This window comes from Pseudomonas sp. WAC2, assembly GCF_030403525.1.
GTDB classification, from domain to species: Bacteria; Pseudomonadota; Gammaproteobacteria; order Pseudomonadales; family Pseudomonadaceae; genus Chryseomonas; species Chryseomonas luteola.
Window position 1 is genome coordinate 1 of the sequence record NZ_JAUEPD010000010.1, and the last position, 12,818, is coordinate 12,818.

At 50.4% G+C, this 12,818-nt stretch carries 17 protein-coding genes and 1 tRNA gene; 12 read left to right on the forward strand and 6 right to left on the reverse strand.

What is annotated here, in order from left to right; genetic code table 11:
- Positions 1 to 50 precede the first annotated feature (50 nt).
- Positions 51 to 126 (forward strand) — tRNA-Gly (locus tag QWJ10_RS19460).
- A gap of 84 nt (positions 127 to 210) precedes the next feature.
- Here QWJ10_RS19460 and QWJ10_RS19465 read toward each other — a convergent pair.
- Entirely contained in the window at positions 211 to 621 is a 411-nt protein-coding gene (locus QWJ10_RS19465; protein WP_010794885.1) for a PA2817 family protein, read from the reverse strand.
- A gap of 163 nt (positions 622 to 784) precedes the next feature.
- Between QWJ10_RS19465 and QWJ10_RS19470 the strand changes: the two genes are divergently transcribed.
- The 3 genes from QWJ10_RS19470 to queF all read left to right on the forward strand — a co-directional run bounded on the left by QWJ10_RS19470 (position 785) and on the right by queF (position 3,392).
- Complete coding sequence (locus tag QWJ10_RS19470; RefSeq protein ID WP_125888306.1) at positions 785 to 1,717, forward strand: ABC transporter ATP-binding protein; 933 nt, start codon at positions 785 to 787, stop codon at positions 1,715 to 1,717.
- On the forward strand, positions 1,714 to 2,493 hold the full coding sequence (locus QWJ10_RS19475) for an ABC transporter permease (protein ID WP_125888307.1): 780 nt from the start codon (positions 1,714 to 1,716) through the stop codon (positions 2,491 to 2,493). Before QWJ10_RS19470 ends, QWJ10_RS19475 begins: the two co-directional genes overlap by 4 nt.
- Positions 2,494 to 2,558: 65 nt before the next feature.
- Positions 2,559 to 3,392, forward strand: coding sequence for an NADPH-dependent 7-cyano-7-deazaguanine reductase QueF (queF, locus tag QWJ10_RS19480; protein WP_125888308.1), 834 nt, complete (start codon positions 2,559 to 2,561; stop codon positions 3,390 to 3,392).
- 2 nt (positions 3,393 to 3,394) lie between these two features.
- On the opposite strand, the gene QWJ10_RS19485 is transcribed toward queF, so the two are convergent.
- On the reverse strand, positions 3,395 to 3,661 hold the full coding sequence (locus QWJ10_RS19485) for a DUF4404 family protein (RefSeq protein ID WP_010794881.1): 267 nt from the start codon (positions 3,659 to 3,661) through the stop codon (positions 3,395 to 3,397).
- Positions 3,662 to 3,876: 215 nt separating this feature from the next.
- On the opposite strand from QWJ10_RS19485, the gene QWJ10_RS19490 reads away from it, so the two are divergent.
- On the forward strand, positions 3,877 to 4,524 hold the full coding sequence (locus tag QWJ10_RS19490; RefSeq protein WP_037030381.1) for a VacJ family lipoprotein: 648 nt from the start codon (positions 3,877 to 3,879) through the stop codon (positions 4,522 to 4,524).
- Positions 4,525 to 4,580: 56 nt separating this feature from the next.
- Here the strand turns inward: QWJ10_RS19490 and QWJ10_RS19495 are convergent, their stop codons facing one another.
- Entirely contained in the window at positions 4,581 to 4,880 is a 300-nt protein-coding gene (locus tag QWJ10_RS19495; RefSeq protein ID WP_074823944.1) for a PilZ domain-containing protein, read from the reverse strand.
- A gap of 224 nt (positions 4,881 to 5,104) precedes the next feature.
- Between QWJ10_RS19495 and rssB the strand changes: the two genes are divergently transcribed.
- Together rssB and rssC are read left to right on the forward strand one after the other, a co-directional pair.
- Positions 5,105 to 6,289 carry a two-component system response regulator RssB gene (gene rssB, locus QWJ10_RS19500; protein WP_122042222.1) on the forward strand — a complete coding sequence of 395 codons (1,185 nt, stop codon included), beginning with the start codon at positions 5,105 to 5,107 and terminating at the stop codon, positions 6,287 to 6,289.
- Positions 6,286 to 6,768 carry an anti-sigma factor antagonist RssC gene (gene rssC, locus QWJ10_RS19505; RefSeq protein ID WP_074823947.1) on the forward strand — a complete coding sequence of 161 codons (483 nt, stop codon included), beginning with the start codon at positions 6,286 to 6,288 and terminating at the stop codon, positions 6,766 to 6,768. Before rssB ends, rssC begins: the two co-directional genes overlap by 4 nt.
- A gap of 12 nt (positions 6,769 to 6,780) precedes the next feature.
- Here the strand turns inward: rssC and tal are convergent, their stop codons facing one another.
- Positions 6,781 to 7,704 (reverse strand): transaldolase, encoded by a 924-nt coding sequence (gene tal, locus QWJ10_RS19510; RefSeq protein ID WP_010794876.1) that lies wholly within the window; start codon positions 7,702 to 7,704, stop codon positions 6,781 to 6,783.
- Positions 7,705 to 7,749: 45 nt separating this feature from the next.
- A complete protein-coding gene (gene dusA, locus QWJ10_RS19515) occupies positions 7,750 to 8,760 on the reverse strand; it encodes a tRNA dihydrouridine(20/20a) synthase DusA (RefSeq protein ID WP_125888309.1) in 1,011 nt (336 codons plus the stop codon).
- Positions 8,761 to 9,131: 371 nt separating this feature from the next.
- Between dusA and pcsA the strand changes: the two genes are divergently transcribed.
- The 5 genes from pcsA (at position 9,132) to QWJ10_RS19540 (ending at position 11,984) form a co-directional block, all read left to right on the forward strand.
- Positions 9,132 to 9,839, forward strand: a complete 708-nt coding sequence (pcsA, locus tag QWJ10_RS19520; protein WP_010794874.1) for a phosphatidylcholine synthase — start codon at positions 9,132 to 9,134, stop codon at positions 9,837 to 9,839.
- Between the two features lie 190 nt (positions 9,840 to 10,029).
- Positions 10,030 to 10,236 (forward strand): hypothetical protein, encoded by a 207-nt coding sequence (locus tag QWJ10_RS19525; RefSeq protein ID WP_197872241.1) that lies wholly within the window; start codon positions 10,030 to 10,032, stop codon positions 10,234 to 10,236.
- Between the two features lie 92 nt (positions 10,237 to 10,328).
- Positions 10,329 to 10,703 carry a response regulator gene (locus QWJ10_RS19530; RefSeq protein WP_010794872.1) on the forward strand — a complete coding sequence of 125 codons (375 nt, stop codon included), beginning with the start codon at positions 10,329 to 10,331 and terminating at the stop codon, positions 10,701 to 10,703.
- 191 nt (positions 10,704 to 10,894) lie between these two features.
- Positions 10,895 to 11,140: a hypothetical protein gene (locus QWJ10_RS19535; RefSeq protein ID WP_289929172.1), complete on the forward strand. Its 246-nt coding sequence runs from the start codon at positions 10,895 to 10,897 to the stop codon at positions 11,138 to 11,140.
- Positions 11,141 to 11,153: 13 nt separating this feature from the next.
- Entirely contained in the window at positions 11,154 to 11,984 is an 831-nt protein-coding gene (locus tag QWJ10_RS19540; RefSeq protein ID WP_122042227.1) for a formate/nitrite transporter family protein, read from the forward strand.
- Between the two features lie 34 nt (positions 11,985 to 12,018).
- Here QWJ10_RS19540 and fabI read toward each other — a convergent pair whose 3' ends face one another.
- Positions 12,019 to 12,813, reverse strand: a complete 795-nt coding sequence (fabI, locus tag QWJ10_RS19545; RefSeq protein WP_289929174.1) for an enoyl-ACP reductase FabI — start codon at positions 12,811 to 12,813, stop codon at positions 12,019 to 12,021.
- Between the last annotated feature and the right edge of the window lie 5 nt (positions 12,814 to 12,818).

A 12,818-nucleotide genomic window follows, 5' to 3' on the forward strand; every position in this document is an offset into this window, starting at 1 on the left:
GCCCTTTCACGGCGGTAACAGGGGTTCGAGTCCCCTAGGGGACGCCATATGCGGGAATAGCTCAGTTGGTAGAGCACGACCTTGCCAAGGTCGGGGTCGCGAGTTCGAGTCTCGTTTCCCGCTCCAAATTAAAAACACCGCCTTCTTGGCGGTGTTTTTGTTTGTGCATCTTGTTTTTGATGAGGGCCTTTGTGACCCTCATCGCTTTATCTAATGAGTTTGTCCGTTGTCTGGAAGCAGCATCAATTGCTTCTCTTGATTCCAGTCAAAGGGCTCTCCAGCAGCCTCTGCTTCGAAGCGGCGCTCATCCAGTGCCTGGTAGCGGGCGATTTCCTCGTCAGGCATGAAGTGAAGACAATCTCCCCCAAAGAACCACAGCAGGTCCCTGGGTACCAGATGGGCGACCTGGGGATAGCGATGGAAAATCTGGCTGATCAGGTCCTGCCCTAGATAATGGTTTTCTTCCGGATGTTTGGGTAGCTCAGTCAAAAGCTCGTCGAAGCGGTCCAAGAATAGCCCGTGGTTATCTTCAGGAATCTGCTCTGACTCACCCAATGCGGCCAATATGGTCCGCAGGTGCGCCAAAAGCGCCATGTTGTGTTCCAAATAGTCAGTGGCCATGTGTATGTCCCATTCATATACAGTGGAGCAGTATAAAGGCGGATGGCCAGACTGTCTTTTCTCACCCGATTTGGAATGATGTGGGCTTACATTCGTCAAAGGTTGTAAATCGGGTATTGCACCCTCATTTAGCCCCTCTAATTTTCTGAAATTTGTGAGCGAGATGAACGAAGCTCTGTCCATACGGCAACTCACTAAAACCTACGGAAATGGTTTCCAGGCGCTCAAGGGGTTGGACCTTGATGTCAACGAAGGCGATTTTTTTGCGCTTCTCGGACCTAATGGCGCAGGAAAATCTACCACGATAGGCATTCTGTCCACGCTGGTGAATAAAAGCAGTGGTCAGGTTTCGGTCTTCGGACATGATCTGGATCGTGATCCGGCAGGACTCAAGCGCTGTCTTGGGGTTGTGCCCCAAGAGTTCAACTTCAATCAGTTTGAAAAGGCATTCGACATTCTGGTTACGCAGGCAGGCTATTACGGAATACCTGCCAGGCAGGCCAAGGAGCGTGCCGAGGAATACCTGACTCAGCTAGGGCTCTGGGACAAACGAGATACCCCGTCCCGTATGTTGTCTGGGGGGATGAAGCGGCGTTTGATGATCGCCAGGGCGCTCATTCACAAGCCAAGGTTGCTCATACTGGACGAGCCTACTGCTGGTGTGGATATTGAATTGCGCCGTTCGATGTGGAGCTTTTTGACCACTCTCAATCAGCAGGGTGTCAGCATCATTCTGACGACGCACTATCTGGAAGAAGCAGAACAGCTGTGCCGCAACATTGCCATTATTGACCATGGCACCATTGTGGAAAACACCAGCATGCGTGAGCTTCTTCAGAAACTACATGTCGAGACATTCGTTCTGGATGTAAAGCAGGCGCTATCAGTTGCGCCCTCTCTTCAAGATTATCCGGTCAGGCTTATCACCAGTCACTCGCTTGAAGTGCAAGTCGACAAGAGTGTTGGAATCAATGGCCTGTTCACTCAGTTGAATGCTCAAGGCGTAGACGTCATCAGTATGCGCAACAAGGCTAATAGGCTTGAGGAGCTGTTCGTGTCGTTGGTAGAAAAGAACTTGGCCAAGGTGGCGAGATGAAAACTGAAATAAAAGCCAACCTTATTGCCTTGCAAACGATTGTCCATCGGGAGGTGCGGCGCTTTACGCGTATTTGGCCGCAGACCTTGTTGCCTCCTGCGATCACTATGGCCCTTTACTTCGTTATCTTTGGCAATCTGATCGGTAGCCGAATAGGAGGCATGGGCGGGTTCTCCTATATGGAGTATATTGTGCCGGGCCTGATCATGATGTCCGTTATTACTAATTCCTATAGCAATGTCGTATCAAGCTTTTTTAGTAGTAAATTTCAACGCTCTGTTGAAGAGTTGCTGGTCTCGCCTGTATCACCTCATGTCATTCTTATTGGTTATGCATGTGGCGGTATCCTGAGAGGGCTGGCAGTAGCGGCTATCGTTACGGTTCTTTCTTTATTTTTTACCCATGTGCAAGTGCATCATTTAGGAATCACGTTGCTTGTGATCATCCTGACTGCTGCCATTTTTTCCTTGGGTGGTTTCATAAACGCGGTCTATGCCCGTAACTTTGACGATATCTCTATAGTGCCCACGTTCATCCTGACGCCATTGACTTATCTTGGTGGGGTCTTCTATTCGATCGATCTGCTACCGCCGTTCTGGCAGGGCATGTCGATGGCTAATCCCATCCTGCATATGGTCAATGCATTCCGCTATGGGATATTAGGCGTCTCAGATATCCAAATTGGTGTCGCGATTGGTCTTATGCTAATTGCTGCCGTTGTTCTCTATATATGCTGCATTCGTCTACTGATAAGCGGGCGCGGCATGCGTCATTGATATATTGAGGGCGCTATGGCGAGAGTACATCTGACATAGCGCGCCTCGGATTTTTGAGAAATTCTATGCAGACTGTCGATCATTCTCCGCTCGGTAAAACGAGCGAGTACGTGGATATCTATACGCCTTCGTTGCTGTATCCCATACCGCGTAGCCCTAAATGGACCGAATTGGGGCTTACAAGAGAAACGTTACCTTACTGCGGTATGGATATATGGACGTGTTATGAGTTGTCCTGGCTGAACTCAAAAGGTAAGCCTGTCGCTGCTATTGCTGAGTTCTCCATACCGGCCAACTCGCCAAATATCATCGAATCCAAATCATTCAAGCTGTATCTGAACTCACTCAATCAGACAACATTCGAAGGTCCTGAGGCGCTCACTGAGGTTTTAACAAGGGATCTGTCTCAGGCAGCAGGAGACCACGTTGGGGTTTTGGTAAAGCCAATAGATTTAGTAGCCAGGGAAGGGTTTGTTACGCCCTCTGGAAGCTGTATTGATGAGCTGGATATTGAGGTACAGCACTACGATGTGCCTAGACCAGATTTATTAAAAGCCTTACCTGGTCAGCTTGTGAAAGAGTCGCTTTATAGTCATCTGCTTCGCTCCAATTGCCCGGTTACGGGGCAGCCGGACTGGGGAAGCGTCGTGATAGAGTATAAGGGCAGAGCAGTGCTTGATCGGGCGTCATTGCTCGCTTACATCATCTCTTTCAGGCGCCATGCAGATTTTCATGAGCAGTGCGTCGAGCGCATGTTTCTTGATTTGCGTAGCGTGCTGGAGCCGGAGTCGCTTACTGTTTATGCGCGGTATGTGCGGCGGGGAGGGCTTGATATCAATCCTTATCGAAGCACTCATGCCGCACATCTGCCGGTAGCAGGGCGCTTGGCCCGTCAGTGACGTCAGATACCCATGCTCGCAAGGCTCTGCATGATCGAGCGGAGGGTGTTCGCTACTCTGGGGTGGCTGACTTCAAACCGCTCGACTGCCAGATTTACGCCATCGACGAGATTGGAATCCGGCTTGGTCGAGTCTTCGTGAGCAAGCTGCAGTTCTATATCCCTGATTAACAGTTCTAGCGAGGCGCGATCTTCCTCGCTTTCAGGAGGACTTGTCTTGAGCTGGTGCTGTAGTTCGATCAGCTCCTGTTGCAGGCGAGAGGCGGGCATACGTTTTCTCCTTTTGAAGCGTACCCACCTGTAGACCTAATTGAGTGATCAAAGGTCAATAAGGCAAGTTGTTTCATCCGTAACCAATTGCAAAGACATCGCGGTTATAATTTTGCCACTCTGCCAGTAAGACTGGACAAACTCATCAGGAGAATATGATGCCGTTTAACAAAGGAGCATGGAGTACCCGTATTGGCGGCATTGCCTTTGGCGCAATGTTGACTGTCGCGAGTACCGCTGTGTTGGCTGCCTCGGAAGATGATCCATGGGAAGGGGTCAACCGAGGTATTTTCCGTTTTAATGACACGCTTGATACCTATGCGCTGAAGCCTATCGCACAGGGTTATAACAAGATCACACCTGACGTCGTGCAAACGGGAGTCAGTAATGTTTTTCGTAACATTGGTGATGTTGGCAATTTAGCTAATGACGTTTTGCAGGCAAAACCGTATGCCGCCGGTGTAGATACCGCACGTTTGCTCATGAACACCACGCTGGGTGTATTGGGTATATTTGATGTGGCGACTCATGCGGGACTGACGAGAAATGACGAAGACTTTGGTCAGACATTAGGTCATTGGGGCGTTGGTAGCGGCCCGTATGTCGTCTTGCCTTTCCTGGGTCCCAGCACAGTACGTGATGGACTAGGCCGAATTCCTGATTCCTATGCCTCGCCATACCCCTATATGGGTGATGTAGCGGCGAGGAATTCGGCATTTGCGCTGAGTGTAGTAGATACACGCGCTAACCTGCTTGATGCCGAGAAAATGATTACAGGCGACAAGTACATCTTTATCCGTAACGCTTACTTACAAAGTCGCGAATACAAGATTAAAGACGGTAATGTGGTAGACGACTTTTAAGAGGACTCATCACGTCAGGCAGCAGGTCTCTGCTTGACGTGATGCTGATCTGTGATCTAATTCATGGAAAGGATGCTGAGTCCTAGCAGTTGACTGCCTTGTTCCAAAGATGTGACGCGAATCACTTCGGCTTCGGCTTCTAGCCCTTGTAGCTCCGGGTGTTCAGAGGGGATCACTACGATCACTTTGTCTCCTTCCTTGACGTGACTCTTAGCTTCGATCTGAAGCCCTGTGCTCGACAAATCACGGCAAATTGCGTCTATTTCTTCGCCATTTGTCCGAAGAATAGCCTTGGAATCAATCTGCATTCTAATAAAGTCGCGCTTTTCGCTGTACGAACGATCGCTTAAGCTCATTGGAACAAGTCTCTCAATAAAGGTACTTCGCAAGTAAACGAAACCATATAGCCTTAGCCTCAAGGCCTTGTAAAGCTGGCCTCAGCCGTTTGGATAGAAGGGGCGCTTGAACGGCTCGGCTGATGGGAGTAGTGTCTGCGCCGTATTAAAAATAGTACCTATTGCGTGCACCCTGGCCTGATCCAAAAGACCACCTCATAGGGATACGCATGCCTGGATAGTTTATGCCTAATCCCAGCGCCACACTTTTGATTATCGATGATGATGAGGTTGTACGCCTGAGTCTGGCGGACTATCTCGAAGATAGCGGCTTTACGGTCTTACAGGCTTCGAACGGCATGCAGGGTTTGCAAGTCTTCGAGCGTGAGCAGCCGGATCTCATTATCTGCGACCTTAGAATGCCTCAGTTGGATGGGCTTTCCTTGTTACGGCGCATTTCGGAAATGTCGCTCGATACGCCTGTCATAGTCCTCTCGGGCGCAGGGGTAATGAGTGATGTTGTCGAGGCGCTGAGATTGGGCGCGGCCGACTATCTCATCAAGCCTCTTGAGGATCTGGCTGTTCTAGAACATTCGGTCATTCGGGCGCTCGACCGTGCAAGGCTTCGCCTTGAAAATGATCGTTATCGCATCAAACTGGAAAATGCCAATCGAGAGCTTCAGGCGAGCCTGAGTCTTTTACAGGAAGACCAGAATGCCGGCCGGCAAGTGCAAATGAATATGCTGCCGGTAACACCTTGGGAAACCAATGGTTTGAATTTCGCTCACCAGATCATTCCATCTTTGTATCTGTCTGGTGATTTTGTTGATTATTTTCGCGTTGATGAGCACCGTATCGCTTTTTATCTGGCAGATGTTTCCGGGCATGGAGCGTCGTCAGCGTTTGTAACGGTGTTGCTCAAGTTTATGACGACGCGGCTGTTGTATGAATCTCGTCGTAATGGCACTCTGCCTGAGTTCAGGCCTTCCGATGTGCTGGGGCATATCAATCGTGGCTTGCTGAACTGTAAGCTGGGCAAACACGTTACCATGTTGGGTGGCGTGATCGATGAAGACAGTGGCGTACTTACTTACAGTATTGGTGGGCATTTGCCGCTTCCTGTGTTGCACACAGCAGAAGAAACATGCTTTTTGCAGGGAAAGGGGTTTCCGGTTGGCCTTTTTGAAGAGGCCAGCTATTCAGACCATACTTTGGAGTTACCCGCCAGTTTCAGCCTTGCGCTGTTTTCCGATGGGATTTTTGATTTATTACCTGGAGAGAACTTGAAAGCGAAAGAGGCTTCTTTACCTGAACAGGTCCGCCTGGCCAATGGGACGCTAGGTGGGATTTCGAAACAGCTTGGACTGGCCAACTTGGGCGAGATGCCGGATGATATCGCCATGCTGGTGTTAAGCAGGAACCTTGCATGAGTACCGGTAAAATCCAGTTCGCTGAAATGAATGGCACCTTTGTGCTCAAATTCATCGGCGAGGTGCGCTTGACATTATGCTCGGCGCTGGATGCCACTATTGAACAGATCTTTTCTGCGTTGAATTTCTCATCAATCGTAATCGATCTGATCGACACTAAAAGTATCGATAGTACGACGCTAGGCTTATTGGCAAAGCTCTCTATTCTTTCACGTCAAAAGATTGGCCTATTGCCAACATTGGTCACCACCAATCCAGATATCACACGACTGTTGGATTCGATGGGTTTTGATCAGGTATTCAATATCGTGAATCAGCCCGTGCCATGTTCGGACTGTCTGCATGACCTCCCCCCGCAGGATGAGTCTGAGGAAGTCGTCAGGGATAAGGTGCTAGAGGCTCATCGTATACTGATGAGTTTGAATGAATCCAATCGTGAAGCGTTCAAGGATCTAGTCAATGCTTTAGAAAAGCATTGACTAGATCAGGCATTACTTCTTGGCGCTAATCAGGCCTTCCAGTTTTTCCTGATCACGAGCGAATTGGCGGATGCCTTCCGCCAGTTTCTCGGTGGCCATGGCGTCTTCATTCAAAGACCAGCGGAAAGCACTTTCGTTAAGGGAATGCAACGGCTCGGCTGTGCCGCCTGCTACCAGGTTACGCTCAAGCGTGCCTTCATCTTCAGACAGGCTCTGCAGTAGCTCTGGGCTGATCGTCAAGCGATCACATCCTGCCAGTTGTTCGATTTGGTTGAGGTTGCGGAAGCTTGCACCCATCACCACGGTTTCGAACTTGTTGGCTTTGTAGTACTGATAAATACGGGAAACTGACTGTACGCCTGGATCTTCCTTTCCAGTAAAGTCACGGCCTTCGGCTTTCTTGTACCAGTCGTAGATACGACCAACGAATGGAGAGATCAGGAAAACGCCAGCATCAGCGCAAGCTGCCGCCTGGGCAAAGGAAAAAAGCAAAGTCAGATTAGTTTGAATACCATCTTTTTCGAGCTTTTCAGCAGCGCGAATGCCTTCCCATGTGGAGGCAATTTTGATGAGTACTCGGTCTTTGCTGATTCCGGCTTTCTCGTACAGGTCAATCAAGCGCTCTGCACGGCTCAGGGTTGCATTTGTATCAAACGAAAGCCTGGCATCGACTTCAGTCGAAATGCGACCCGGAATGACATTAAGAATTTCCTTGCCAACAGCAACCGCAAACTTGTCGCAAGCCAGGCCGATGTCGTCACCCGTATCGTTGAGAGCGTCGCCTAGCAGTTGAGCGTAGCGGGGCAATGCTGCCGCCTTCAGCAGAAGGGAAGGGTTGGTCGTAGCATCGACAGGCTTCAGACGCGTGATAGCGTCCAGATCACCTGTATCGGCTACTACTGTAGTGTATTGCTTGAGTTGCTCTAGCTTGTTCATGCTTGCTATCGATCCTCACGTAGTGATTAGAGTGTTTGACCAGATTCAATGACCTTCCAAGAGTTCAGTGGCTTGGTCAAATATACGTAGCGGTTCCGAGCTTTTATGCACATCTACTGAGAGTAGCTGCCTGAAGCGGCGCCCTCCCTTAATTCCCTGCGAAAGGCCCAGAATGTGCCGGGTTATGTGATGCATGGCGCCGCCTGACGCCAGATGCTTGTCTATATAAGGACGAAGCGACTGTAACACCTGGTGCCGAGTCGTAATGGCACGGTCATCACCGAACAGCCGTTGATCCACAGACGCTAGAAGATACGGGTTGTGATAAGCCTCACGGCCAAGCATGACGCCATTGAAAGTCTTCAGGTGAGTCTGTGCGTCTTCCAGGGTCTTAATGCCGCCATTCAGAATGAATTCAAGATCCGGAAAATCATTCATCAGTCGTGCGGCTACGTCATAACGCAGCGGCGGGACTTCACGGTTCTGCTTGGGAGACAATCCTTCCAGGATGGCAATGCGTGCGTGTACGGTAAAACTATTGCAGCCCGCTTCGTTGACGGTGGTAATGAACTCCTGCAGCTGATCATAGCTGTCTCGGCCATTGATCCCAATACGGTGTTTTACCGTAACGGGAATGCTTACCGCGTCGCGCATTGCCTTTACGCAATCAGCCACCAGTTGAGGATGGGCCATCAGGCAGGCACCAATCATGTTATTCTGTACCCTATCGCTTGGGCAGCCAACGTTCAGGTTGACCTCATCGTAACCTGCTGCTTCGGCCAGGCGAGCACAGGCTGCCAGCTCATGCGGAGTACTACCGCCTAGCTGCAGCGCGATAGGGTGCTCACTTTGGTCGTACGCTAAAAAGCGTGCCGGATCGCCTCGAAGCAAGGCGCCTGTTGTTACCATCTCGGTGTAAAGCAGTGTTCGCTTCGAAAGCAGGCGCATGAAAAAGCGGCAATGTTTGTCCGTCCAGTCCATCATTGGCGCAACGGAGAAGCGGCGTAACAGTGTAGAAGGCTTGTTCAAGGCTGGGTAAGTGTTCGAGGCGGTCATGAGGTGTTCCAGTTACAACGTTACAGCCTGCTCCAATACGACATCGGAAATAGAGGTCAGTAACTTCGGCGAGCTTGAGCGCTAGCTTATCAGGAAAGCCTGCGTCTGATCGAAGATCGGTATCGTATCCTTGGCTACGCGTGCTTTTTAATTCAGAAGACGCCAAAAAGACGAAATACCTCATATTCCAGCGAACTCTATAGGGGTACGCTTTGTCTTGTCGGTAGCATCATAAATGTTCGTATCGGTATCCTTTCCAAACTCCTGTATTCTAGATCTGATTTATTAACCATATGGTCGGTTTGTTTTTCTTTGCGCCGACTGTATAAGCCTTATTTCATACCACGAAGAGATTCGCTGTGATACTGACCATGCCCTCAGACAAGCTCAAAGCCTGGGGCGCCCATGGCGTCACCGCCACGGGTGTTGTCCTGGCGTTGCTTGCAACACTTGCCCTGTTTGATAATCAGCCCAAAGAATGCCTGCTGTGGCTCGGTGCTGCCCTGATTGTAGATGGTCTGGACGGAACCCTGGCGCGCAAGCTCAATACCAAATCTGTTCTGCCCCATTTCGACGGTTCAGTACTTGATCTGGCGATTGACTACCTTACGTATGTCTTCATTCCGGCGCTGTTCATTTACAAGTACATACCTTTACCAAGCTACACCGCGCTCTTTACCGTTTCAGTGATTCTGGTGTCTTCCTTGTTCTGTTTCTGTAACGTGAACATGAAGAGCAGCGATAACTACTTTGTAGGCTTTCCGGCAGCCTGGAATGTGGTGGCGCTTTATTTGTATATCCTGTCGCCAGCACCGTGGCTGACGCTATTGGGCGTTATTGTGCTGGCGATGCTGACCTTGACGCGCATGAAATTCTTGCACCCTTTCCGAGTGCGCAAGTTCATGCCTATCAATATTGCAGTAACGTTCGTCTGGCTGCTGTGCAGTATGTTGCTGATTCTTAATCATCCTGACCATAGTCCAACCTTGTTGGCAATCTGGTTTGCCATGTCTGGATACTTCATTGGAATCTGCATTTGGCGCTCGGCCATTGAGTGGTTTGGTCACCTGCGTGCTTAAGCGCTAGAATCGCCTTTGCCTAAAAGCCTCGCTCATGCGGGGCTTTTTATTGCTCATGAGTTTTGGTAATGAAAGTGTCGGTCGTATAGAGATCATTGGCCTTGAACACCTGTCGAGTGATCAGGTCTATCTTTGACGAGGCAATGCTTCGAAGTGAAAAGAAGACCACTAATCTAAGACGGGGGCCGCTATGAAAACCAAAGCACTAGCTGTGTTGGCGTTGACGGGACTGATGTCTGTAACTGGCATGGCATTGGCTGACGATAAGACAAGCCCTAACTCTGCCGGCATGGGGACGCCTGACGGATCATCCTCGGGTAAAGGCGCCGGCGCTGACGTGGGGGGTGACGTCACGCCTTCACCAAAAGAAGAGCAGGGCGATAAAAGCGATAAGTAAGGTATATAGATTTAAAAGCTCAAGTTTCCAATCTGGGGAACTTGAGCCTGTTTCGTGGTCAAAGCTGCGTGTTTAATCGAGTGAGACGGTTCATGAGTTCTACAGATAAAGTGGTATTAATCGTAGAGGATGAACCTCAGGTCTTGTTAATACTCGTTGATTACCTTACTGAGCTTGGTTACAAGGTGCTTCAGGCGCCTTCATCGACCGAAGCCTTTCTCATTTTGGCTACAAAGCCTGACCTTGATCTTCTGATCACTGACTACAGATTGCCTGATGGCGTGTCGGGCGTAATGATTGCCGAGCCGGCACTTAAGCTACGTCCTGACCTAAAAGTAATGTTTATCAGTGGCTATCCGGCTGAAATCATGGATACAGGCAGTCCTTTGATTGGGACAGCTCCAGTATTGGCCAAGCCTTTTGCTTTGGACAAGCTGCAGGACTATATCCAGCGGCTCCTGGCTTAACGCTGCTTTTAGTTGATCCAACTTTCTGCCGACAACAGTCGATGCTCTGCCATGGCATGGTGATCTGTTGTGTTGTACTAACAGATACTTATTCTTTTATACCTCAGGCAGATCGTTTCCTAGCCTTATCAGTCTACTAAGTATCCGGTTGGCTTGTGGACGCCAACGTTAATGTGGAGAGGACTGTATCTATGGCAATCAAGCATTTCGAACATTTCGAAGCGATTTCATCCGCCGTACCTGCGCAAGACGGCTTTGAAGCCGTGATTGGCGTTAAGGCCCGAGAGGAAGGAAGTCAGCCTCATTTTCACCGTGTAGCCACCGAGCGGCATTTCGACTTGGCATCCGAGGCTGAAGAAGCTGCTGACGCAGCGCTTAGTCGGGTAGTTGAAGTCACTGAGGATGGCGGTCTTATCTGGGAAGAAAGTACCCGCTGAGCGAGGAAGCTCTATGGATCCGGTTGATAAGGGAAAAACGCCTGGTCTTACCGCCGAGGAAGAGCAGGATGTTAGTGAGAACCAGCCGCCCCGCGCGGCGGTTCTCCATGAAACGATCAGAAAGCAAGGCGAACAGGAGCTTGAGAGAAGTAGCAGTGCGCTTTTCTGGTCCGCTCTGGGCGCAGGGCTAACTATGGGCCTTTCGCTGATAGCGATGGGGCTCTTGAATTCTCACCTTCCTGAGGGAGAGACAAGCAAGATTATTTCGAGCTTTGGTTACTCGGTGGGTTTTCTGGCTGTCATTCTGGCTCGACAACAGCTTTTCACCGAAAACACCATCACGGCAGTACTTCCTGTAATGACGCAGCCGTCATTACATATGTTCAAACAGTTGCTGCGGCTATGGGGCATCGTTCTTATAGGTAACTTGATTGGTACATCGCTCATTTCCTATGTCGTGCTTCACCTTCCGCTATTCGAACCCAAAGTGGACGCGGCCTTTTTGGAGATTGGCCGGAAAGTAATGGAAAATGGCGTGCCGGAGATGTTCTCGAAAGGAATCATTTCCGGATGGATGATTGCAACCATGGTCTGGATGATATCGTCAGCGGAGCAGGCCAAGATCTGGATAATCATTGCGATCACCTATCTGATGGCCTTGGGCGATTTCACCCACATTATCGTGGGATCGGCTGAGGTGGCTTATCTAGTGTTTTCCGGCGAGCTTTCATGGACAGAGTTTGGGCTTGTCTTCGCTGGACCTACCTTGGCAGGTAATATTGTAGGCGGAACGTTTATTTTTACTCTTCTTAGCCATGCCCAGATACGGAGCGATACGCCATAAAAAAGGCCCCTTAGGGGCCTTTTTTATGTTTACGTCACTCTTCTATCTGACCCATGGCGGTAGTGTTGAAGCCGCCATCGACATAAAGAATTTCGCCGCTGATGCCTGATGCTAGGTCCGAGCACAGGAAGGCACCGGCGTTGCCGACCTCTTCGATGGTCACATTGCGACGCAGAGGGGTTTGGCGTTCGTTAGCCGCAAGCATCTTGCGGAAGCTCTTGATACCCGATGCTGCCAGGGTGCGAATGGGGCCAGCCGAGATGGCATTGACGCGAGTGCCTTCCGGGCCAAGGCTGCCTGCCAGATAGCGGACACCTGCCTCAAGGCTGGCCTTGGCCATGCCCATGACATTGTAGTTGGGCATGGTGCGCTCGGCACCCAGATAGGACAGGGTCAACAAGCTGCCGTTGCGGCCCTTCATCATTTCGCGTCCCGCCTTGGCCAGCGCAACAAAGCTGTAGGCGCTGATGTCGTGAGCGATACGGAAGCCTTCACGGGTTGTCACTTCAGTAAAGTCGCCATCCAGCTGATCGCCGGGTGCAAAGCCAACAGAGTGAACGATGATGTCCAGGCCGTCCCACTTCTTGGAGAGCTCTGTAAACACCGCTTCGATTTCTTCGTCTTTGGCAACATCGCAAGGGAAGCACAAATCGGCATTGGAGCCCCAGCCAGCCGCGAACTCTTCAACGCGGGACTTGAGCTTGTCGCTCTGATAGGTAAAGGCCAGTTCGGCACCTTCACGGTGCATCGCAGCAGCGATACCGGAGGCAATGGACAATTTGCTGGCGACGCCTACGATCAGGACGCGCTTACCGGCGAGAAATCCCATGTGTT